This is a genomic window from Flavimaribacter sediminis, from assembly GCF_019492055.1.
Taxonomy (GTDB): Bacteria; Pseudomonadota; Alphaproteobacteria; order Rhizobiales; family Rhizobiaceae; genus Flavimaribacter; species Flavimaribacter sediminis.
The window spans coordinates 1,543,312-1,564,910 of the sequence record NZ_JAICBX010000001.1 but is presented as its reverse complement, the minus strand read 5'-3'; the positions used below and the strand labels follow the sequence as shown (position 1 = coordinate 1,564,910).

Below are 21,599 nucleotides of genomic sequence, written 5' to 3'. Positions count from 1 at the left end.
TTCTTCACACTCTCACAATCCGTCCGGAATCTGAGCAGTTGCGGAGGCGATCCCGGAAAAAATGAAGCATATCTGCATTGGAACAACAGCCTCTACCATGATATCGCATATCGACAAAGCGACGGCTGACAACGAACGCCGGGTCGTCTATAGAAGCCCCTCCACAAGCAGATTAAGAGTTTCCCGTCATGACCGGCACGACAAGGTCCAGCTCCGATCTGGACAAACGCCGCCGCAAGATTCTGTTTCGCTGCTGGCACCGCGGTATTCGTGAGATGGACATCGTCATGGGACAGTTCGCCGATCGTAACATCGATAAACTGACCGATGACGAACTCGATACGCTCGAACGGATTCTGGAAGTGGACGATCGCGACCTGATCCGCTGGGTCACAGGCGAAATCGACACCCCTGCAGACTTCGATACAGCCCTGTTTCGGGCAATCTGTGCTTACGAACGAAACCCATGAGTATGCTGCACAGCTTCAATCCTTCAACAATCATCGCAAGCGATGAACCGATCACACTGGCCAATGTTCCGGACGGCGCTGTTCCGCTTGTTCTCGCGGAGACCGCGAGATCCGGCAAGCCTGTTGTCCATGTGATGACCGATGGACAGCATCTTACCGACCTGGAGCAAATGCTTGGTTTCTTTGCTCCGGACTTGCCCGTCCTGACCATTCCGGCCTGGGATTGTCTGCCCTACGACCGTGTGTCACCAAGCGCGGATGCTTCAGCGCGCCGGCTGTCCGCCCTTTGCTCGCTGATTGCCCATGCAGAAAACCCGAATCCAGCGATTGTTCTGATATCCGCCAACGCGCTGATCCAGAAACTGCCCCCCCGCACCGTACTCGCGAAGCTCGGATTTCGGGCCCGCGCTGGCAATCAGGTCAGGATGGACGATGTGGTTACCCGGCTCTCCTACAATGGGTTCGAACGCGTCGCCACAGTTCGGGAAGTCGGAGAATTTGCTGTTCGCGGTGGCATTCTGGATGTTTTCGTGCCTGGCAACGAACTTCCACTCCGTCTCGATTTCTTCGGTGATACGCTAGAAAGCATCCGCAGCTTTGATCCGGACACCCAGAGAACAGTCAGTCAGGGCAGGGAACTGGAGCTCAACCCGATGAGCGAAGTTGCGCTTACGGACGAGACCATCAGCCGTTTCCGTAAAAACTACCTTGCCAGTTTTGGCGCAGCGCGTCGTGACGACGCTCTTTATCAGGCCGTCAGTGAAGGCAGGCGATTTGCTGGAATGGAACACTGGCTTCCGCTCTTCTACGAAGAACTGGAGACCGTGTTCGACTATCTGCCAGGCTATACATGGTTTGCCGACCACAACGCTGCGGAAGCCGCCGGGCAAAGATATGATCAGGTCGAGGACCACTATCGAGCGCGTCGCGAGGTGTCGGACGCGTCAGCTTCTACACATGGCACTCCCTATAATCCGATTGAGCCGAAAACGCTTTATCTCGAACAGGGTGCTGTCGAATCCTTTCTCAGCGCTCGCAATGCAATCCGCTTATCGCCTTTCGCCGAAGAAAGTGGCGGCATGCGCGAAGTTGTCAATCTAGACTCCAAGCCGGGAAAGCGCTGGGCCAAAACCGTTGAGGAAAATTCCACGGAAGCCGAGCGGACCAATGTTTTCGACCAGGTCGTAAAACATATCGCCGATCGCAGATCGGAAGGCGGAAGGGTGCTTGTCACGGCCTGGAGCGACGGTTCTCTGGATCGGCTGATGCAGGTGCTCGGTGAGCATGGCCTAGAACGTGTACGGCCCATCTCTTCGATCTCGGAGATGGGTGAACTGAAGACCGGCGAAGCCGCGATGACTGTTCTCAATCTGGAAGCCGGTTTTGAGAGCGGACAACTGACCGTCATTGGCGAGCAGGATATTCTTGGAGACAGGCTGGTCAGAAGAAATCGCCGCCGCAAGAAGGGCGTGGATTTCATAACAGAAGTTTCCGGTCTCGAAGAGGGATCTATTGTTGTACACGCCGAACACGGCATCGGTCGCTTTGTCGGGCTGAGAACCATCGAAGCAGCCGGCGCGCCCCATGCCTGTCTGGAACTGCATTATGCAGATCAGGCCAAACTCTTCCTGCCGGTCGAAAATATTGAACTCCTGTCGCGCTACGGCAGCGATTCGGCTGAAGCGACCCTTGACAAGCTCGGCGGCGTCGCCTGGCAGATGCGCAAGGCAAAACTGAAGAAACGTCTGCTCGACATGGCTGACGCGCTGATCAGTATCGCCGCCGAACGCCATACCCGCCATACCGCCAGTCTCGTCGTGCCGGAAGGACTCTACGACGAGTTTGCGGCACGGTTCCCGTATGACGAAACCGACGATCAGCAGACCACGATCGATTCCGTTCTTGACGATCTCGCCGCATCAAGACCCATGGATCGCCTGGTGTGCGGAGATGTAGGCTTCGGGAAGACCGAGGTTGCGCTGCGAGCGGCTTTCGTGGCTGCAATGAACGGAGTTCAGGTCGCAATTGTTGTGCCGACAACATTGCTCGCACGTCAGCACTATAAAACCTTTGCGGAGCGATTGAGAGGATTCCCGCTCAGGGTGCGGCAGGCTTCGCGCCTCATCTCAGCCGGCGAACTGTCCCAGACCAAGAAGGAACTGGCTGACGGAAAAGCAGACATCGTCATTGGCACCCATGCGCTGCTTGGCAAGGGTATTAAATTCGCCAATCTGGGATTGCTGATCATCGATGAAGAGCAGCATTTCGGCGTCAAGCACAAGGAGAGACTTAAAGAACTCAAAGCCGATGTCCACGTGCTGACATTGTCGGCGACCCCAATCCCGCGCACATTGCAGCTCGCAATGACGGGCGTGCGCGAACTTTCGTTGATCACAACGCCGCCTGTGGATCGCATGGCTGTGCGGACGTTCATATCACCGTTTGACCCGCTGATCATTCGGGAAACACTTCTGCGCGAGCATTACCGGGGCGGACAGAGTTTTTATGTTTGTCCGCGTATTTCTGATCTCGCCGAAATACACGCGTTTCTTGAATCCGATGTTCCCGAGGTCAAAGTCGCAGTGGCGCATGGCCAGATGCCGCCGAGCGAACTCGACGATGTTATGAATGCTTTTTACGACGGCAAATATGATGTGCTGCTGTCCACGACGATCGTGGAGTCGGGATTAGATGTGCCAACGGCGAATACGCTCGTCGTGCATCGTTCCGACATGTTCGGACTGGCCCAGCTTTACCAACTGCGTGGTCGGGTAGGGCGCTCCAAGGTTAGAGCCTATGCCCTCATGACGCTTCCAGTGAATCGCATACTTACAAAAACCGCTGATCGTCGTCTCAAGGTCCTCCAATCACTGGACACCCTTGGCGCGGGATTTGAACTGGCCAGCCACGACCTTGATATTCGCGGCGCCGGTAATTTGCTGGGCGAGGAACAATCCGGCCATATAAAGGAAGTCGGCTTCGAACTCTATCAACACATGCTGGAAGAAGCCATTGCGGAGCTGAAGGGCGGAGAGGAACTGGCGGATACGGGATGGTCGCCGCAAATTACAGTCGGAACGCCGATCATGATCCCGGAGGATTATGTGCCGGACCTGACGCTGCGAATGAGCCTTTATCGACGGATTGGCGATCTGAAGGCGCTGGACGAAATAGACGCGTTCGGAGCAGAACTTATCGACAGGTTCGGTTCGCTTCCTGCCGAAGTCGACCACCTTCTGAAAGTCGTCTATATCAAGTCTCTTTGCCGCACGGCCAATGTTGAAAAGCTCGACGCCGGTCCGAAGGGAATTGTGGTGCAATTCCGAAACGCCGAATTCCCGAACCCGGCCGGTCTCGTCTCCTATATCGCCGCGCAGCAGGATAAGGCGCGGCTCAGACCTGACCAGAGCGTCGTGTTTGCGCGCAACTTGCCGGACGCTCAGAAGCGGCTGAACGGCGCGGCCGTACTGATGTCCAAACTGGCGGAAATCGCCGAGGCGGCCTGATTATTGCGCTTCGGCTTTTTTTGCAGCGACCTCGCGGATCGCGCGGGCCAGCGTCTCTGCAGGTTGCGCGCCCATGACCGCATATTTGTTGTCGATGATGAAGCAGGGCACTCCGGTCACGCCGAGTTGTCGCGCTGTGTCGATCTCTTTTTCAACGGCCTCGCAATCGGCGACACCGGACAAAAGAGACTCCGTAATCGACCGATCCATTCCGGCTTCTTCGGCGGCGTTAAGCAACACTTCGTTGTCGCCGATATTCAAACCCTTTTCGAAATAGGCCTTGAAAAGGATCTCCACCAGTTTGTCCTGTACGCCCGGCGCTTCAGACGCCGACCACCTTATGATGCGATGTGCGTCAAGGGTGTTGGGGGCTACTGGAATGGCGTCGAAGTCGAAAGCGATTTCTTCAAGTCGTCCGGCTTCCCGGATTGCTTCATAGGCTCTCGACGCTCCCGCGGACCCGCCAAACTTGTCCTGGAGATACTGTTTCCTGTCCTTGCCTTCTTTCGGCAGCGTCGGATCGAGTTGATACGGTCGCCACCGCGTATCCACCTCGACATCGTCAGGCAGCATTCCGATCGCGTCTTCCAGTCGACGTTTGCCGATATAGCACCAGGGGCACATCACATCGGACACGATATCGATGTTGACTGAAGTCATGAAACTATCTCCACGCCGGTCAGTTGGCGGTGCTGTCCCACCACGTCGGCAACTGATATCCATAAATGGACGTTTCTTCGGGATGATCAAGGCGCGACTGGTAGGCTACACGCTGCCCGGGCAGGTAATACAGCGGCACGACATAATGTCCGGAGATCAGAACGCGATCCAACGCCCTTGCCGCGGCGACGAAGTCTTCTTTGCTTCTTGCGGCAAGCAGCGCGTCAATCATCGCATCGATAGTCGGATCAGCGGTTCCGGCGTAGTTGTAGGTGCCGTCGATGTCCCGAGACTGACTGGCCCAACGTCCAAGCTGCTCCACACCAGGTGACAGTGAAGAGGGGTAGCTTTTTATAATGACGTCGTAGTCGAAACTGTTTGTCCTTTGCTGATACTGGGCGTCGTCCACTGTGCGAATTTGCATGTCGATGCCGAGCGCCGAAAGGCCGCGCTGATAGGCCAGAGCCAACTTCTCCTGTCCGATATTCTGTGTCATGACTTCAAAGGACAGCTGTTTTCCGCCGGCGTCCAGCAGCTTTCCGTTGCTGATTGAGTACCCAGCTTTTTTTAACAATTGAAACGCCTGTCGCTGGATCTTTCGGTCCCTTCCGCTTCCGTCGGTTTCAGCCGCCCTGTAGAGCCCCTCCATGACCTCCGGCGCTACGGCGCCGGGGAACGGAGCAAGCAGTTTTCGTTCGAGATCGCTCGCAGGAACGCCGATGGACGATAATTCCGATCCCTGGAAGTAGCTTTCCGTCCGTTCGTAGGCGTTTTCAAAAAGTGTTCGGTTGACCCAGTTGAAATCAAAGAGCATCGCCAGTGCGTGTCTCAGATGGACATTGCGGAAAACCGGTTTACGCGTATTGAACACGAAGCCATACATGCCGGCCGGCGTTTTTTCCTCGAAGATTTCTTTGACAATCTCACCACGTTCCACGGCCGGAAAATCGTATGAACGGTCCCATGCGACCGGATTGCCTTCCATATAGACGTCGAAAGCGCCTTTCTTGAAGGCTTCGAACTGTGAGCTGTCGGACAGAAAGTACTCGATGGATATTTCGTCGAAATTGTCGAAACCGCGTTTTACCGCCAGGTCTCGCGCCCAGTAATCGGGTCTGCGTTCGTAAACGATGCGCTCTCCGGGGCGTATTTCCTTGATTGTGTAAGGGCCCGACGTAACAGGCTCGGAAAAAGTCGTCTGGTCGAAGGTTTCAACGTCGGTCGCATGTTTCGGGAGCACCGGCATCAGGGCAAGGATGAGAGGAAACTCGTATCCGGCGTCTTCGGTCAATGTGAAGCGCACGCTCATGTCGTTGACCTTTTCCATCAGCGTCACTTTTTTGAGCCGATCTGAATAGGGTGGGCGCGCTTTTTGGGCGAACAGCTGGAATGTGAAGATGATGTCGTCCGCCGTGACTGGCTCGCCATCTGACCACCGAGCCTTTGGATTGACGTTGAACTGTATCCAGGTGTGATTTTCATCGAACTCTACAGATTCCGCAATCAACCCGTACATGGTGAAAGGTTCATCTTTCGAGCGCTGCATAAGTGGTTCGTATGTCAGATGGCCGAACTGAGGGTCCCACATGCCACGCGCTGTTGTCCTGACGCCCTTGACGATGAAAGGATTGAGCGTGTCAAACGTGCCGACGACGCCATAGGCTATACGTCCTCCCTTAGGTGCGTCGGGATTGGCGTAGGGAAAGTGCGTATAGTCAGCGGGCAGTGCGGGTTCGCCGCGAATTGCAATTGCATGCGTTGAATCGTCGCTGAAGGCGGCGGCGCCAAATGTCAGGAGCGCTGTGACTACAGCGCCAAACCTCATAAACATTTTACGCATAGCGCCTTATCTCCCTGATTCTACACTCGGCAGTATGGCAGCAAGCCAAATCGTGATTCAATTACCCCGACAAAATAGAGTTTATGCCTCAAATGAAGCCAATTTTTGTATTCAACCGTCAAGACGGGGTGACAGGAGCGGCGTTTATGCTTAGACAACATCGAACTATGAAAGATCGTGAAGCGCGACTTGTTCGTCATTGCGCTTCACCAGGGAGGAAAGAACGAACGCTACAATCAAGGTTCTGCGAGAGCCGCCGGCGGGGCGATTGAACGGTAATCCAGCAGAATCGGCAATGAACGTCAAAAATTCATCACAATAACAACAATGGTGATCCGGAAATCTCAGGAGATTCGATTTCGATGACTTTCAAAACCTCGACCGTCTTCAAGGCAGCTCTTGCAGCTATCTTTGCAGGCACTGTATCGCTGGCCGGTGTGGCAGCCTCCAATGCCCAGGCGCCCGGACAGGGCTGGTACAAGGTATGCACCAAGCAGGAAGACAATGACGTCTGCGTCGTGCAGAATATCGTTCAGGCTCAGACCGGACAGCTTGTAACAGCTGTTGGTCTCGTGACGGTTGAAGGCAAGGTCAACCGCAGGGCGATGCAGGTGACCGTGCCTCCGGCGCGCCTTATTCCGCCAGGCATCCAGTTGCAGATCGACGGAGGTGAAGCGCAGCGCTTGCCCTATACGATCTGCATGCCGGACAAATGCGTGGCAGAAGTGCAACTGACAGACGGCATCATCAATTCGATGAAACGCGGTGGTGAAGCGGTATTCACTTCCATCAACTATCAGCGCGCGCCAAATCCGATCAAGATTTCACTCTCGGGTTTTACGGCGGCCTTCGACGGTCCTCCGGTTGAACAATCTGACCTGCAGGCATCTCAGCAGAAACTGCAGGAAGAAATGCAGAAAAAGATTCAGGCGGAACGGATGAAGCTTGAGGACGCTCAGAAGAAAGCCATTGAAGAAAGCAACTGATTGTTGCGATCTCATACGGAATGAAAAGGGGGAGCCGAACGGGCTCCCCCTCAGACTGCTGACAAACCCCTGGCATTTGCCGGGGGTTTCTGATTCATTGGGTTATGTTGAAGAAACCTGGCCCTGAACAGACCGCTCTCGAGATGGTGACGCTGGAAGAGTTGGTTCCGAAGGATCATCTGCTTCGCAAGATCGACGCTGTGATCGATTTCTCCTTCATCCACGATCGGGTTGCCGGTCTTTACTGCGCCGACAACGGTCGTCCAGCGCTCGATCCGACGCTGATGTTCAAGGCTCTGTTCATCGGCTACCTGTTCGGCATCCGCTCGGAACGCCAGCTTGTGCGGGATATCGAGGTGAATGTGGCCTATCGCTGGTTTTTGCGACTGAAGCTTTCCGATACGGTCTTTGACGCCTCGACACTGAGCCAGAACCGTCGCCGGCGGTTTACTGATCCGGGCGTGGCCCAGGACATCTTTGACCGCATTGTCGAGCAGGCGATTGATCACGGCCTTGTCGATGGCGCGGTGCTCTATACCGATTCCACCCATCTCAAGGCGAACGCCAACAAGAACCGCTATGACAAGGCATTGGTGGCCAAGTCGCGCTCTGATTACTGGGACGATCTCGACCTTGCAATCGGGGAAGATCGCGCCGCCCATGGCAAGAAGCCGCTGAAGCCGGGCAAGCGCGCGCCGGTGGAGAAAGAGACGAAGGTTTCCCGCACCGATCGGAGGCGGGCTACATGGTGCGCGACGGCAAGCTCGGGATCATCACCGACACCCATGCCACCCCGGCCAATGTCCATGACCGCATCGTCTATCTCGGCCGCCTCGATCGCCAGCGGGCCCGCTTCGGCTTCGATACCCGTGCCGTTGGGCTCGATGCCGGCTATGCCACCGCCGGCATTGCCAAGGGGCTTGAGGACCGCGATATTCTCGGCGTCACCGGCTATCGCAATCCCACCCCGCCGCGACCGGGCATGATGCGCAAATCAAAGTTCGCCTATGACCAGTCTCTGGATGGCTATCGCTGTCCCGAAGGGCAGACCCTTTCTTACGCCACCACGGACCGAAACGGCTACAGGCATTACAAGAGCAACCCGAAAGTCTGCCGGACCTGCCCGCTTCTGGCTTCGTGCACGACCAACGCCAAGGCTCAACGCACCATTACCCGACATGTCTGGGCCACTGTCCGCGAGCGGACAGACGCTCATCGCCTGACGCCGTGGGGCAAGGCGATCTACAAGCGGCGCAAGGAGACGGTCGAACGCTCCTTCGCCGACGCCAAGCAGCTTCACGGCCACCGGTACGCGCGGTTCCGAAGTTTGTGGCGGGTCAAAGTCCAGTGTTTGCTTGCTGCAACCGCTCAGAACATCAAGAAGATCGCAATGGCCCTTACGAAAACCAAACAGCCAGCGCCCGCATAGGCTGGAGTGAAGCACTTGAAGCCATAAAACGCTCAAGTCGTAATGAGCAAAAGACTAAACCCCGCCAAAAATCGACGGGGTTTGTCAGCAGTCTGAGGGGGAGCCGAACTGGCTCCCCCTTTTTGTTTCAGGCAATGGTGTGACTTAGTGGCCTATCGGCCCCCTAAGGCGATAAATTCCATCGTCGCAACCCTCGAAAATTTCCGGGATCTGAGGATGCTGAACCGGCTGTCCGCTATCATCGGGAATGAGGTTCTGTTCAGAAACATAGGCGATGTAATCGGTATCGTCATTTTCTGCAAACAGATGATAGAAGGGCTGGTCTTTGCGCGGGCGCACTTCTTCAGGAATGGATTCATACCACTCTTCAGTGTTGTTGAAGGTTGGGTCCACATCGAATATTACGCCCCGGAACGGGTAGATACGATGTCTTACCGTCTGGCCAATCTGAAACTTCGCTGTTTCGGCTTTGAACATAACTTCGTCTCCTGATTGGGAAATTGCTGCAATGCGGTCAGAAAATCAATGATAATCATAGAAAAAATTAATCAGACACATACCGCGTTGAAATTTACGCAAAGCCGCCTGGTCTAGGGTCTGATGGCGCACATTGCCGGTCTAATATTGCCGCTATTCGGTTTGATCGGCCTGGGTTATCTTGGTGCCCGGGTCAATCGCCATCCTCTCGAAGGTCTGAGTTGGCTCAACATATTTGTGCTCTACTTCGCACTGCCGGCGATGTTCATCCGCCTATTGTCTGCTACGCCCATGGACCAACTTGCGCAGGTCGATTTCGCGCTCGTCTGCCTGCTTGCAACCTATTTTGTTTTCGTCCTCGTGTTTGCTCTGGCTTTCTTCCTGCGCGGCGCCACGCTTGCCGAAAGTACGATACAGGGACTTGCCGGTTGCTATGGAAACATCGGCTACATGGGACCTGCATTAGCTCTACTTGCTTTTGGTGACGCAGCCGGCGCTCCACTGGCGCTGATCCTGGTTTTCGACAATACGGCCCATTTTTGCGTTGCGCCTGCGCTGATGGCCCTTTCAGGTAGCGAGAAACGCGGATTTTTGACAATCACGCGTTCCATAATCGTTCGTATCGCCAGCCACCCGATTATCCTTTCTATTATCGTCGGCATCATCATCGCGTGGATGGCGCCGCCAATCCCCGAAGCGGTGGTCAGGTTGATCGATTATCTGGCGCAGGCCGCCGCGCCCTGCGCCTTGTTCGCCATGGGCGTCACACTGGCTCTCAGACCACTTAAACGTCGCCCCGTGGAACTGACCTACATCGTTCCAGCAAAACTCATCCTGCACCCGATAATCACTTATATAGTGCTATCGCTCGCCGGAGACTATAATGACGTCTGGATATTCACGGCAGTGCTTCTTGCAGCCCTGCCGACCGCGACGAATGTCTTTGTGATCGCCCAGCAGTACAATTTGTGGATGGAGCGCGCCTCCGCCACCATCATGATCACGACAACACTTTCGGTCTTGTCGGTCTCAACGTTGCTGTTAGGGATGCAGGCGGGATGGTTCCCTGCGGACTTTTACCCGAACCCTTGATGTCGCTTCGCCGCACCAGATAGCATCGACTGGCCAGGGCTCATCCCTTCACGCATTGCGAACGCTCTCAGCGGCGGGATATGCGCCAATGCCGTCATTCCAGCGTATCGGGCCATCTGAACAGGCAAAAATCCGTTGAGGAGCGATCGATTCAGAATATCGACTCCGTAGGTCCGACTTCCGACGTCCGACCGCCTCCCGCGATCGAATGCGTCTCCGATCTTGGATTCGCCGCCAGTTCCATACTGGCGAAGGAGATCCATAAAAATACTGACGTCACGCAAACCGAGATTGAAACCCTGTGCTCCGATGGGAGGGAATACATGACCGGCTTCCCCCAAAAGCACGCTCCGTCCTTTACCGAATTGATTAGCAATCAGACCTGAAAATGGAAAAAAGCCGCGCTCGGATGTGATTTTGACTTTTCCAAGCATCGAATGCAGGCGTTCTTCGACGTGTTGACCAAGAACGTCGTCTGTATCCTGCTTCCTCTCATCCGCATCCGGCGGGCTCATGGCCCATACCAGGCTGGAGCGATGACGCCCCAGAGGCACTTGCGTAAAAGGCCCGGCAGGCGTGTGAAATTCGTTGGAAGTATCGTCATGATCGTATTCATGATCGAAGTTCAGGACGATGGCCGTTTGCGGATAGGACCATGACCGTGAGGATATTCCAGCAGAGCGTCGCACAAGTGAGTTGCGTCCGTCCGAGCCAGCGAGAATACTTCCGTCCAGCTGGGCGCCATCCTCCAAGGCCACTCTCACTCCGTCTTCCTCGTGAGTGATCTTCTCCGCAGCAACTTCAAAAACTGTGACGCGCTCTTCATTATGCAGGGCATGCATCAATATCTTCTGCAATTCACCATTTAAAATATTGTAGCCAAACGCCTCTTCCGAGATCTCCTGAGCCCTGAAGGTCAAGGGCGGAGGCCGCAGCAGTCTCCCCGTGTCATCCATAATTCGCATTGTTTTCAGAGGCGCGGCCTGTTCCAGAAAATCAGAATCAATGCCGAGTTGTTTCAGAAAGCGAACCGACGGCATCATCAATGCAGTGGTGCGTCCGTCCGGTATGGGATTTTGTGGCGCAATGAGTGCTACATTCTTGGCTGAACGGCCAGCCGCCAGCGCAGCGGCCGCACCAGCAAGACCGCCTCCGCAGACGATAACGTCGAACCGTGGAGTCATGTTCTGGTCGCCTCCGAGTTTCTTTTATGGACACGAACTAGCGTCGGAAGCACGCCCTGTCCACAACTGCCGAACCATTGCGTCAATCTGCTGCGACGCAGCAAAATCATGTGGAACCGGATCAAATCAAAACAATACTTGATGACAGTTACCCGTCCTTTTGCAATTATGTGTCAAATTCTTGAAGCAGTTTTCCTTTCGGGAGCATTTCAAGTTCAGGTGGGCTGTGACTAGAATGCTCAAGGGAACCAGAAAATAAATTAACATCTCTCGGGGAGAGTGTATTTGGTCGAGGCGAGACAGGACGGGGACGACTGCCTGCTTGAAGTCCGGGATCTGACAAAGATCTTCGGAGAGTTCCGCGCCAATGACGGGATCGATCTCAAAATCAATTCCAGTGAAATCCATGCTCTATTGGGTGAAAACGGAGCAGGTAAGTCGACACTCGTCAAAATGCTGTTCGGATCGCTGGAACCGTCCGGCGGGCAGATTTACTGGAAGGGCGATCCGGTGGAAATCCGAAGTCCTGGCCAGGCGCGAGCGCTCGGCATCGGTATGGTCTTCCAGCATTTTTCGCTGTTTGAGGCTCTTACCGTCGCGGAAAACATCGCGCTGTCGATGGATAACGACGTACCGATCGAAAAGCTTGCCGAGCAGGCTGAAAAACTCTCACGCGAATACGGCCTTCCGCTCGATCCAAACGCCCATGTCGCCGATCTTTCGGTCGGCGAGCGCCAACGCATCGAAATTGTGCGAACTCTGCTGCAGAACCCCGAACTCATCATTCTCGACGAGCCGACTTCGGTCCTGACGCCGCAGGAAGCGGACAAGCTTTTCGAGACGCTTGAAAAAATCCGTTCCGAGGGCCGTTCGGTGCTCTATATCAGCCACCGGTTGGAAGAGGTGAAACGCCTTTGCGACCGCGCGACGGTCCTGCGGCACGGAAAGGTGACAGGCGCCTGCGATCCAGGCCAGGAAACTGCGGCCTCACTGGCCCGCATGATGGTTGGTTCCGAAGTCAAGGCTGTCACTCATCACGCCGGCGCGGCAGGCGATGAGGTGTTACTCAAGACTACCGGGCTTTCTGCGCCAGCCCGGACGCCGTTCGCAGTAGCCATCAAGAACATTAGTCTGTCTGTCAAAAAGGGCGAAATCATCGGAATCGCCGGCGTTGCAGGTAACGGCCAGAGCGAATTGTTCGAAATGCTCTCAGGCGAATTCCTTGCCAGCGACGCCAACGCGGTCGCGATCAGCGGAAAACCGGTAGGAAAACTCGATATTTCCGGACGGCGCCTGCTCGGAGCGGCTTTCGTTCCTGAGGAGCGGCACGGGCATGCCGCCGTTTCCCAGATGTCCCTATCGGATAACATGATCCTTGCGCGGCACCGCTCAGACGCGAAAGTGTTTCTTGAGGGAGGGCCGCTGAAAATCATCAATCGCGGCGCGGTTAAAAAGGCGGCTCAACGTATCATCGAGGACATGGATGTCCGGAAATCGGGCGATGATCCGCAAGCTTCCTCGCTGTCAGGGGGCAATCTGCAGAAATACATCGTCGGACGGGAACTCGACCGGCAACCTGCTGTCATGATCGTCAATCAACCGACATGGGGCGTAGACGCGGGAGCTGCAAGCCGCATCCGGCAGGCGCTGATCGACCTGGCCGAAAACGGCTCGGCGGTCGTTATCATCAGTCAGGATCTCGACGAAATCTTCGAAGTGGCGACTAAAATCGCAGTCATCAACGAAGGCACGCTTACAGAAGCTGAGCCGGCGGCGAATATGACGCTCGAGAGAATCGGGCTTTTGATGGGTGGTATCCACGGAGAGGATCACGGGTCGGAGGCTTCCCATGCGCATTGAACTGGAGCGCCGACGACAGCAGTCTCCGCTATTTTCCATATTCTCGCCGTTCCTGGCGCTGCTCCTCACCGTACTCGCCGGCGTGATCATTTTCTGGATGCTGGGCAAGAATCCTTTCAGTGCGCTCTACAGCTTCTTCGTGGAGCCACTGACGGAAACCTGGTCGCTGCATGAGCTTACGATTAAAGCCGCGCCTCTGATTATCATCGCCGTTGGACTGTCCGTCTGTTTCCGCTCCAACAATTGGAATATCGGGGCAGAAGGCCAGTTCATCATGGGGGCGATCGCCGGATCCATTCTTCCGGTCCTGCTTCCGAATTTGCAGGGTTATTACGTCCTGCCGTTGATGGTGGTGATGGGCATGCTTGGCGGCGCGGCCTATGCCGCGATACCCGCGCTGCTGAAAACGCGGTTCAATACCAACGAGATCCTTTCCAGCCTCATGCTCGTCTATGTGGCTCAACTCTTCCTTGATTGGTTGGTGAGGGGGGCATGGCGCAATCCGGAGGGATTCAATTTTCCGGAAACGCGCGAATTTCACGATTACGCGATTCTTCCCGAAATCGTTCCGTCGTCAGGGCCGACCAATTATGGTTTCGTCTTTGCGATCATCGTAACGCTTCTTACCTGGTTCATGATGCGCCACATGCTGAAAGGCTTCGAGGTTTCGGTGCTCGGCCAGTCTACGAGGGCAGGGCGCTTTGCCGGGTTCTCAAATTCCAAGATGGTTTTTTTCGCCTTCCTGTTTTCCGGCGCGCTTGCAGGCCTCGCTGGTATCTCTGAAGTCTCCGGCGCCATCGAACGGCTCCAGCCAGTGATCTCGCCCGGCTACGGGTTTACGGCGATCATCGTCGCCTTCCTCGGCAGGCTCAACCCACTAGGCATATTTGCTGCAGGTCTTGTCCTTGCTCTGACCTATCTCGGCGGCGAGGCGGCGCAGATATCAATCGGGCTTCCCGACAAGATCGCCGACGTATTCCAGGGGCTGTTGCTGTTCTTTGTTCTGGGTTGTGACACGCTCATCAACTACCGGGTCAAGTTCGTGTTTGATCGGACTGTCAAGGAAGGAGGGGTCTCCTGATGGATCTGACGCAGGCGGTCATTCTGACGATCATGACAGCAGCGACGCCTCTGCTTCTCGCGGCAATCGGCGAACTGGTCGTCGAACGCTCCGGCGTCCTCAACCTCGGCGTCGAAGGTATGATCATCATGGGGGCGGCAGTTGCATTCGCAGTCGCAAAGCTTTCTGGCAATCCCTATCTCGGCGCACTGTGCGGCGCTCTTACGGGAGCCGCCTTTTCGCTTCTGTTCGGTTTTCTGACCTTGACCCTTGTCACGAACCAGGTCGCGACCGGTCTGTCTCTTACGATTCTCGGACTCGGGCTTTCCGGCATGATCGGGGAAAGTTTCGTCGGTCAGGCAGGAGTTCCGCTCAACGAGATTGCGATCCCTGTGCTTTCGTCCATTCCGTTTATTGGACCGCTTCTGTTTAATCAGGATATCATTTTCTACATCTCCATATTGCTGATTTTCGGTGTGTCATGGTTTCTGTTTCGCACACGCGCCGGCCTGCGGCTGCGGGCAATTGGCGACAATCATCATTCGGCGCATGCTCTGGGCACTCCGGTGATCCGAACCCGTTACCTTGCCGTCATGTTTGGCGGCGCCTGCGCCGGTCTTGCAGGCGCGCAATTGTGTCTTGTTTATACGCCGCAATGGGTGGAGAACATGTCGGCAGGGCGAGGCTGGATTGCGCTAGCGCTTGTCGTCTTTGGCAGCTGGCGTCCACTACGGGTTCTTGCGGGCGCCTATCTGTTCGGGGCTGTAACCATAGGACAATTGCACGCTCAGGCGCTTGGCGTCGCGATTCCTTCGCAATTCCTCTCCGCTCTGCCATATCTTGCAACAATCGTGGTTCTCGTGTTGATTTCTAGAAACCGTCGATTGACGTTGATGAATACACCGGCCTGTCTCGGACAGGGATTTGTGCCGGACCGTTAAACGAAACCAAAACCAAGGGGTGAAACATGAAAAAATATATTCTGGCCATGTCTGCTGCCGCGCTCATTTCCATGACCGCCGGGGCTGCACAGGCTGCAACCAAGGTCTGCTTCCTCTATGTAGGCTCCAAGACCGACGGCGGATGGACACAGGCTCACGATATCGGACGCCAGGAACTGCAGAACCATTTCGGCGACAAGGTGGAAACTGTCTATCTGGAGAACGTTCCTGAAGGCCCGGACGCCGAACGCGCTATCGAGCGCCTTGCCCGATCAGGCTGCGAGTTGGTGTTCACCACCTCGTTCGGATTCATGGATCCGACCATCAAGGCCGCCGAGAAATTCCCGGACGTGAAATTTGAACACGCGACCGGTTACAAGACCGCCGACAACGTCACCACTTACAATTCCCGTTTCTATCAAGGTCGTTACATTTCAGGCATGATTGCCGGGAAAGTGTCGGAAAAAGGCGTAGCAGGATATATCGCTTCCTTCCCCATTCCCGAAGTCGTACAGGGTATCAACGCATTCCTGCTGGGCGCACAGTCTGTAAACCCGGATTTCACCATCAAGGTCGTGTGGGTCAATTCCTGGTTCGATCCGGGCAAGGAAGCTGACGCCGCCAAGGCGCTGATAGACCAGGGCGTCGATATTCTGACACAGCACACCGACTCGACTGCGCCGATGCAGGTGGCCGCCGAACGCGGAATCAAGGCCTTTGGCCAGGCGTCCGACATGATCGAGGCGGGACCTGAGACACAGTTGACGGCGATCGTCGATACCTGGGGACCGTATTATATCAAGCGCACCCAGGCAGTGATGGATGGCACCTGGGAATCGCTATCGAGCTGGGACGGTCTGGCTGAAGGCATCCTGACCATGGCCCCCTACACAAACATGCCCGATGACGTCAAACAGATGGCCGAAGAACTGGAAGCCAAGGTCGCGACAGGCGAAGTGAATCCCTTCACCGGTCCGATCAACAAGCAGGATGGTTCTGTTTGGCTGAAGGAAGGCGAAGTCTCTGACGATGGCACTTTGCTCGGCATGAACTTTTACGTCGAAGGCGTCGACGATCAGCTGCCGAACTAATCGACAGTAAATAGCTGAAATGTTAAAGGCGCCGGTTGTTCCGGCGCCTTTTGTATTTGAAGAATGGTTTGCGAAGTCAGCGTATCACGAACACGGGGCACTTTGCGTGCCGAACCACGCGTGAAGCGGTCGATCCAAGCAGATAATCCTGGAAACCCGGCTTATGCGAGGCAATCACGATCAGGTCCGCATTGACGTCTTCTGCAAGATCGAGAATGCCCCGCGCAGGCTGACCCGTGCGAATGACTGTTTCTGCATCCACGCCTTTGTCTGCAATGATCGCTTCAAGGCGCTGCATGGAAGCGCTCTTCGAGTTTTCGATTATGTCCGCAGGCAATTCGGCTGCGACATAACCCGGCACGTCATCGAAGACGTTGATAACGTAAATCTTGGCCGATGATCCGCCGAGCTGCTTCGCAGCGTCAATCATATGTGCTGCTCGCTCCTCGTGAGACAAATCGATAGGCACGATAATCGTATTGTACATCTGATCGCCTTCCATCCAGTTGAACGGGTTTGCATTCTAGGATGCCGCGGAGCCTTGTGTCTTGAGTTGGATCAAACCGTCCAGACCTTTTCCGAGTAATCGGAGCCACGGCCTTGACCACTGGTTTCAGGGCGTCGACTCCGCCACCTTTTCCAAATATTCCCGGTGTCCCAGACACTTGTTTGTAATTCTGAAATTCTCTTTGACGAATTTCTCCGTCGTTTTGCGAGCATGCGATCTGACTTTTGGTGAAGAAGCCAATTCGTTTTTCGCAACCGAGCGGTCGAGGTGTTCCAGACCGTCAAGCACTGGATAATAAAGCTGCGCATTGATATGTGGCAGATCGCATGGAAAGGCTGCGAAGTCATGATAACGCGGCATCTTCGTTTTCCAATGCTCGAGCATCGCCGTCGTCCTGTCGTGAAGACAGTTCTCCCGAGCATGTCGCCAGAATGGCTCGTCGCGTTCGCCAGTGTAGTGAAGATTGATGAACACCATGAAATCATCGATCTGCCCGGCGACAATCGAGTTGTACCGCTTCCTGTCAACAGGTTTGCCTCGCGTCATCGCAGGCAGGAATTCCGTTGCGAAAAGCCTGGCCTGGACGATTGAACCATGGATCGAAGTCGCCTCAAGTGGCTCAAGAAAGCTCGAAGACAGACCGACGGCCAGGCAATTGCCGATCCAGGAATCGTCCAGTCTCCCGCTATCGAATTTCAGATCCTTGCGCGGTTCGATCGGCTGGCCGATTGCGGCTTCGATTTCTTGCTGCGCCTGTTCCGGCGTCAGGAACTCGTCGCTGTAAACATAGCCGCAGCCTATGCGATCCTGGGTCGGAATGGCCCACATCCAACCCGCCTCCCGCGCCCAGGCGAGCGTGAAAGGGAGTATCTCGTCGCCTTCCTTGTGCTCAAGCCAGAACGGCATCGCCCGATTGACCGGAAGGTTCTTGCGGTAGGAGACCCACTTGCCGCCAAGCCCGCCGGAAATCAACTGACGCCGAAAGCCCGTGCAGTCTATGAAAAAATCAGCCGAAATTTCCGCACCCGAAGAACAGCGCAATTTGGCGATCGATCCTGACTCTGCGTCGAGTTCAACATCCACGACTTCGTCATCGATGATTTCTATATCGTCCGCCTTGCTGCGTAAGTAGGCGCCAACGCGTGCCTGATCGAAATGGTAGGCGTGTTCGAATGGTCCGGATGGTATGAATGCGCCGTCAAGATCGAGCCCGTATGGGCTCTTTTCGCGTTTCATGAGATGTCCGAACAGATGAACGTTCGGTATCTCCTTTCCAGAAGCCACGGAATAGATGTGAAGCGCCGATCCGATCTCCTCGGGTCGGAAGGAAGGATCCACGGCGAGAAAATTCGGGTCGTCCAGCGGACCATCGTAAACATGGTTACGGCGTAGCCACTCCTTGTGGCGAATGCCAAGCTTGACCGTTGCGCCTGTATGTTTGACGAATTCCGTATCCTTCACGCCAATCAGATCGAGGGTCTGACGAAATATCGCCGTAGTTCCTTCGCCGACTCCAATGGTCGGGATCTTGCTGGATTCCACTACACGAATTTCGACGGGCAGCTTCGATTCGCGCGCGTAGTGCCTTATGATAAGGCTTGTGAGCCATCCGGCGGTGCCGCCGCCGACGACAACAATTTTGAAATTTTGCTCCTCCATGACAGTAACATCACACCTGTATTACAGTTTTGCAACAGTCGAATTTGCCTTTGCGCGTTGTATTGCAGCGGAAATTTCAGAATGAACGGTTTCCGCCTGGCGCTGGCCAGCGCCATGTTCTGCCTGACCTGCATTTCAGCCTTGGCCGATGCAACTTGGTCACTGAAAAAGACTGACGTCGCAGCATACGAAAGTTTGCTGAAACCCGAGCAGAAACCTGATAGCCGGGATCCCTTGCCTGACGGCGCGCTTGCCGCCTCCAACGATGGCGGGGACATAGAAGAGGCCTGGTACGAAAGGCCGACTTCCAGATATCAGCACGGAATATTGGGTGACGCGATAGAGGCGTCGGTGTTGGCCGTTCGTTTGCAGAATGGAGAGACAGAGAAACTGGAATTGCCGAACACTGAGGTTTTCGAGGACCGTACACCCAGGATCCATGATCTGGACGGCGACGGATCTGCGGAGGTGGTTACAATCCGGTCTTCTGTTCACAGAGGAGCTTCGGTGTCCGTGTATGGATTGAGGGAAGGGCGCCTTGTCCAGATTGCCGCGACCAAGTTTATCGGGCGGCCCAACCGTTGGCTCAATGTTGCAGGAATTGAGGATTACGTGGGGAACGGAGGGTTTCAAATTGCCTATGTCCAAACGCCGCATATTGGCGGCGTCCTTAAGCTGGTGGAACTACGCGAGGGTAAGCTGAAAAACAGAGCTGAAGCGGGAGGTTTCTCCAACCATTTCATCGGTTCGAGAAAGATGGGACTGTCGGCTTCAGGCGATTTCAATCAAGATGGAAGACTGGATCTCGCCCTGCCTGACGCAGATCGCAAGGCTCTGAGAATAGTCACGCTTGCCGGTGACGTCTGGGCGAATGTCGCAGCCTTCCAACTGCCAGCCCGCATTGACAAGGACATGCTCGTTGATACGGGCCCCGATGGCCAGTCAGTCGTGATCGGACTTGAAAATGGAGAATATTACAGGCTGAAATACGCTAAGTAACTGTTATTATTATATAAAATACATTTTGGCTTCGTTTCGGGAATCTGCGGATTCCGTAACCTCTTGCTATACCGCGAAGTTAAGTCACGAAGCGCCTGAATTTTCTATAGCACATTCCCCGGGAATTTTCATCACAAGTTTATGCGCCTCGAATTTTCGGGCGGACACCGCGCCAGCCTGTTAAACTCTGGCAAACAGCATCGGTTTCAACGGCTCCCCATTGTGGCTTTCGCCGTTATGCTTGACTATACTCGAGGGGCCGGCTACTCGGCTGCGGTGGATGGGAAAGTGTCAGCGCGTGAAGCCGACAAGCGACGCGCTTTTGTGCTTCCCAACATATGCATCGGAAGTTTGCATAGCTGATCCAAACCTGCGCCAGACGGTTCCTGAAGCCGGCCAGAGTATGCTATGTAGTCCATGGTTCGCATTGCTGCTGGCTGCCCACCCCAACGCAATCAGATGCAATGCGCCAGTCGTCTATCGATATGAGTAAGACACCATGCGGGCGGACAGTTTGATATCGCTGATGGCGTCGCACAGGGGAAAGTTTGCATGCATCAGGAGTCGTCGCAGATCTCTCGGGATTCTCTCGACCTGACCAACAAGTTTATCGAGCCCGCATCACCAGTCGAGCGCAAGGTCATAGCAATCTGGGAAGAATGCCTTGAGATTGAAAATCTTGGCATGGATGACGACTTTTTCGATCTCGGCGGAAATTCGTCTAACGGGGCGAAACTCATCAGCCTGATCAATGAAACCTTCGCGGCTTCCTTCAAAACCGGCGCTCTCGTTCAGTATTGCACCCCGGCCGCCATGGTCAATCTTATCGAGTCTGACGAAATCCTTGCTCTACCCAGCAATGTCATCGCCGTCAGGCAAACCGGAAACCGGCCGCCGCTGTTCCTCGTGCATGGCGCCGCCGGGATTGTTTTCCCTACGCCGCAACTCATGGCAGGATTTCACGACGACCAGCCTGTCTATGCATTTCAGATACGCGGATTTGACGGGCGTGACGAACCGCTCGACACGGTCGAAGAGATAGCCGCGGACTACGTCGACTCGATGCTACAGGTCAATCCAGAAGGTCCCTGGTTCATCGCCGGCTATTGCGCGGGAAGCTGGATCGTCGTGGAGATGGCGCGTAGGCTTGAAGGCATGGGGAAAAAAGCTGCCCGACTTGTGCTGATCGATCCCGGGATCCAGCGCGGGAAAATGCGTGAACAGTTCGATATGCGTTATTCTGCGCCGGCGCGCATCATCAAACCGGTTCTTTCAACATCCGTGCTGGAAAGACTGAACTTTCATTCCAATTGGGCCCGGTTCCGATGCTTCCTGGCGACCGGCCATTGGATCGACTATCGTGAAATCGGCGCCTTCGACGTACCGGCCGTGCGCAAGTGGATTTTGTCCCGCAAGAAAAACCACATGCAACGGGCTGTGCGCATTGGTCAGCTAAAGAAGAAGTTTGAAAGCGAGATGGTCGAGGACGAGGCTGTCACACTGGAAAGCACGACGGACATCATATTGGCCTCGGCAAAACTGAAGCACGCATTTTTCAACTATGCCAATAGTGCGCCGCTCAATCAGCCTGTCGACATCATAGTCAGCAGATCCAGGGAAAAGGAACTTCAGAACGGGAATCACCCGTTGAACAGGATATTGCCGCGCCAGAACAGAATCGTATCGGGAGAAAAACACACCGATGCGGTAGCATCTTCTTCTCCTGTCAATGCAAGGATCATTCAGAAGATGATGGATGAAGCCAACGTCGTCGATCCCAAGCAATCACTGAAGACCGTCGCATAGTATTTTTGGGCGTCATCGCGTTTGTTGTCTT

17 protein-coding genes are annotated in these 21,599 nt (G+C 55.0%); 11 read left to right on the top strand and 6 right to left on the bottom strand.

The window, feature by feature from the left end; translation table 11 throughout:
* Positions 1-188 precede the first annotated feature (188 nt).
* Positions 189-470 (top strand): FAD assembly factor SdhE, encoded by a 282-nt coding sequence (locus K1W69_RS07445; RefSeq protein ID WP_220227654.1) that lies wholly within the window; start codon positions 189-191, stop codon positions 468-470.
* Between the two features lie 2 nt (positions 471-472).
* Positions 473-3,976 carry a transcription-repair coupling factor gene (gene mfd, locus K1W69_RS07440; RefSeq protein WP_220227880.1) on the top strand — a complete coding sequence of 1,168 codons (3,504 nt, stop codon included), beginning with the start codon at positions 473-475 and terminating at the stop codon, positions 3,974-3,976.
* Here mfd and K1W69_RS07435 read toward each other — a convergent pair whose 3' ends face one another.
* Positions 3,977-4,636, bottom strand: coding sequence for a DsbA family oxidoreductase (locus K1W69_RS07435; RefSeq protein ID WP_220227653.1), 660 nt, complete (start codon positions 4,634-4,636; stop codon positions 3,977-3,979).
* 19 nt (positions 4,637-4,655) lie between these two features.
* Positions 4,656-6,476 carry an extracellular solute-binding protein gene (locus K1W69_RS07430; protein ID WP_258570830.1) on the bottom strand — a complete coding sequence of 607 codons (1,821 nt, stop codon included), beginning with the start codon at positions 6,474-6,476 and terminating at the stop codon, positions 4,656-4,658.
* 362 nt (positions 6,477-6,838) lie between these two features.
* On the opposite strand from K1W69_RS07430, the gene K1W69_RS07425 reads away from it, so the two are divergent.
* Together K1W69_RS07425 and K1W69_RS07420 are read left to right on the top strand one after the other, a co-directional pair.
* On the top strand, positions 6,839-7,462 hold the full coding sequence (locus tag K1W69_RS07425) for an invasion associated locus B family protein (protein WP_220227652.1): 624 nt from the start codon (positions 6,839-6,841) through the stop codon (positions 7,460-7,462).
* 104 nt (positions 7,463-7,566) lie between these two features.
* Positions 7,567-8,891, top strand: a protein-coding gene (locus K1W69_RS07420) for an IS1182 family transposase (protein WP_220227651.1) whose coding sequence is annotated in 2 segments (ribosomal slippage) — positions 7,567-8,194 and positions 8,194-8,891 — 1,326 coding nt in all. Because the reading frame shifts where the segments join, the coding sequence is not laid out codon by codon here.
* Between the two features lie 144 nt (positions 8,892-9,035).
* On the opposite strand, the gene hspQ is transcribed toward K1W69_RS07420, so the two are convergent.
* Positions 9,036-9,368, bottom strand: coding sequence for a heat shock protein HspQ (gene hspQ, locus K1W69_RS07415; RefSeq protein ID WP_220227650.1), 333 nt, complete (start codon positions 9,366-9,368; stop codon positions 9,036-9,038).
* Positions 9,369-9,491: 123 nt separating this feature from the next.
* Here hspQ and K1W69_RS07410 point away from each other — a divergent pair, with 123 nt between their 5' ends.
* On the top strand, positions 9,492-10,460 hold the full coding sequence (locus tag K1W69_RS07410; RefSeq protein ID WP_220227649.1) for an AEC family transporter: 969 nt from the start codon (positions 9,492-9,494) through the stop codon (positions 10,458-10,460).
* Here the strand turns inward: K1W69_RS07410 and K1W69_RS07405 are convergent.
* Entirely contained in the window at positions 10,445-11,644 is a 1,200-nt protein-coding gene (locus tag K1W69_RS07405; protein ID WP_220227648.1) for a UbiH/UbiF family hydroxylase, read from the bottom strand. The two genes, K1W69_RS07410 and K1W69_RS07405, sit on opposite strands and share 16 nt — an antisense overlap.
* A 285-nt stretch (positions 11,645-11,929) precedes the next feature.
* Between K1W69_RS07405 and K1W69_RS07400 the strand changes: the two genes are divergently transcribed.
* From K1W69_RS07400 to K1W69_RS07385, 4 genes are read left to right on the top strand one after another with little or no spacing between them, the layout of a single operon-like run.
* Positions 11,930-13,504, top strand: coding sequence for an ABC transporter ATP-binding protein (locus K1W69_RS07400; RefSeq protein ID WP_258570829.1), 1,575 nt, complete (start codon positions 11,930-11,932; stop codon positions 13,502-13,504).
* Positions 13,494-14,585, top strand: coding sequence for an ABC transporter permease (locus K1W69_RS07395; protein WP_220227647.1), 1,092 nt, complete (start codon positions 13,494-13,496; stop codon positions 14,583-14,585). Before K1W69_RS07400 ends, K1W69_RS07395 begins: the two co-directional genes overlap by 11 nt.
* Positions 14,585-15,505, top strand: a complete 921-nt coding sequence (locus tag K1W69_RS07390; protein ID WP_220227646.1) for an ABC transporter permease — start codon at positions 14,585-14,587, stop codon at positions 15,503-15,505. Before K1W69_RS07395 ends, K1W69_RS07390 begins: the two co-directional genes overlap by 1 nt.
* 26 nt (positions 15,506-15,531) lie before the next feature.
* Positions 15,532-16,596 carry a BMP family ABC transporter substrate-binding protein gene (locus K1W69_RS07385; RefSeq protein ID WP_220227645.1) on the top strand — a complete coding sequence of 355 codons (1,065 nt, stop codon included), beginning with the start codon at positions 15,532-15,534 and terminating at the stop codon, positions 16,594-16,596.
* A 76-nt stretch (positions 16,597-16,672) separates the two neighbouring features.
* Here the strand turns inward: K1W69_RS07385 and K1W69_RS07380 are convergent, their stop codons facing one another.
* Positions 16,673-17,083, bottom strand: coding sequence for a universal stress protein (locus K1W69_RS07380; RefSeq protein WP_220227644.1), 411 nt, complete (start codon positions 17,081-17,083; stop codon positions 16,673-16,675).
* A 126-nt stretch (positions 17,084-17,209) separates the two neighbouring features.
* On the bottom strand, positions 17,210-18,763 hold the full coding sequence (locus K1W69_RS07375; RefSeq protein ID WP_220227643.1) for a tryptophan 7-halogenase: 1,554 nt from the start codon (positions 18,761-18,763) through the stop codon (positions 17,210-17,212).
* Here K1W69_RS07375 and K1W69_RS07370 point away from each other — a divergent pair.
* Both K1W69_RS07370 and K1W69_RS07365 read left to right on the top strand, forming a co-directional pair.
* Positions 18,686-19,762, top strand: coding sequence for a hypothetical protein (locus K1W69_RS07370; protein ID WP_220227642.1), 1,077 nt, complete (start codon positions 18,686-18,688; stop codon positions 19,760-19,762). The two genes, K1W69_RS07375 and K1W69_RS07370, sit on opposite strands and share 78 nt — an antisense overlap.
* 552 nt (positions 19,763-20,314) lie before the next feature.
* Positions 20,315-21,568: a thioesterase domain-containing protein gene (locus tag K1W69_RS07365; protein ID WP_220227641.1), complete on the top strand. Its 1,254-nt coding sequence runs from the start codon at positions 20,315-20,317 to the stop codon at positions 21,566-21,568.
* Positions 21,569-21,599: the final 31 nt, after the last annotated feature.

Coding starts and splice junctions, on each gene's coding strand:
- K1W69_RS07445 (WP_220227654.1), top strand. CDS start 189: ATGACCGGCACGACAAGGTCCAGCTCCGATCTGGACAAACGCCGCCGC.
- mfd (WP_220227880.1), top strand. CDS start 473: ATGCTGCACAGCTTCAATCCTTCAACAATCATCGCAAGCGATGAACCG.
- K1W69_RS07410 (WP_220227649.1), top strand. CDS start 9,492: ATGGCGCACATTGCCGGTCTAATATTGCCGCTATTCGGTTTGATCGGC.
- hspQ (WP_220227650.1), bottom strand. CDS start 9,368: ATGTTCAAAGCCGAAACAGCGAAGTTTCAGATTGGCCAGACGGTAAGA.
- K1W69_RS07365 (WP_220227641.1), top strand. CDS start 20,315: ATGCATCAGGAGTCGTCGCAGATCTCTCGGGATTCTCTCGACCTGACC.
- K1W69_RS07375 (WP_220227643.1), bottom strand. CDS start 18,763: ATGGAGGAGCAAAATTTCAAAATTGTTGTCGTCGGCGGCGGCACCGCC.
- K1W69_RS07395 (WP_220227647.1), top strand. CDS start 13,494: ATGCGCATTGAACTGGAGCGCCGACGACAGCAGTCTCCGCTATTTTCC.
- K1W69_RS07425 (WP_220227652.1), top strand. CDS start 6,839: ATGACTTTCAAAACCTCGACCGTCTTCAAGGCAGCTCTTGCAGCTATC.
- K1W69_RS07405 (WP_220227648.1), bottom strand. CDS start 11,644: ATGACTCCACGGTTCGACGTTATCGTCTGCGGAGGCGGTCTTGCTGGT.
- K1W69_RS07430 (WP_258570830.1), bottom strand. CDS start 6,476: ATGCGTAAAATGTTTATGAGGTTTGGCGCTGTAGTCACAGCGCTCCTG.
- K1W69_RS07390 (WP_220227646.1), top strand. CDS start 14,585: ATGGATCTGACGCAGGCGGTCATTCTGACGATCATGACAGCAGCGACG.
- K1W69_RS07380 (WP_220227644.1), bottom strand. CDS start 17,083: ATGTACAATACGATTATCGTGCCTATCGATTTGTCTCACGAGGAGCGA.
- K1W69_RS07385 (WP_220227645.1), top strand. CDS start 15,532: ATGAAAAAATATATTCTGGCCATGTCTGCTGCCGCGCTCATTTCCATG.
- K1W69_RS07435 (WP_220227653.1), bottom strand. CDS start 4,636: ATGACTTCAGTCAACATCGATATCGTGTCCGATGTGATGTGCCCCTGG.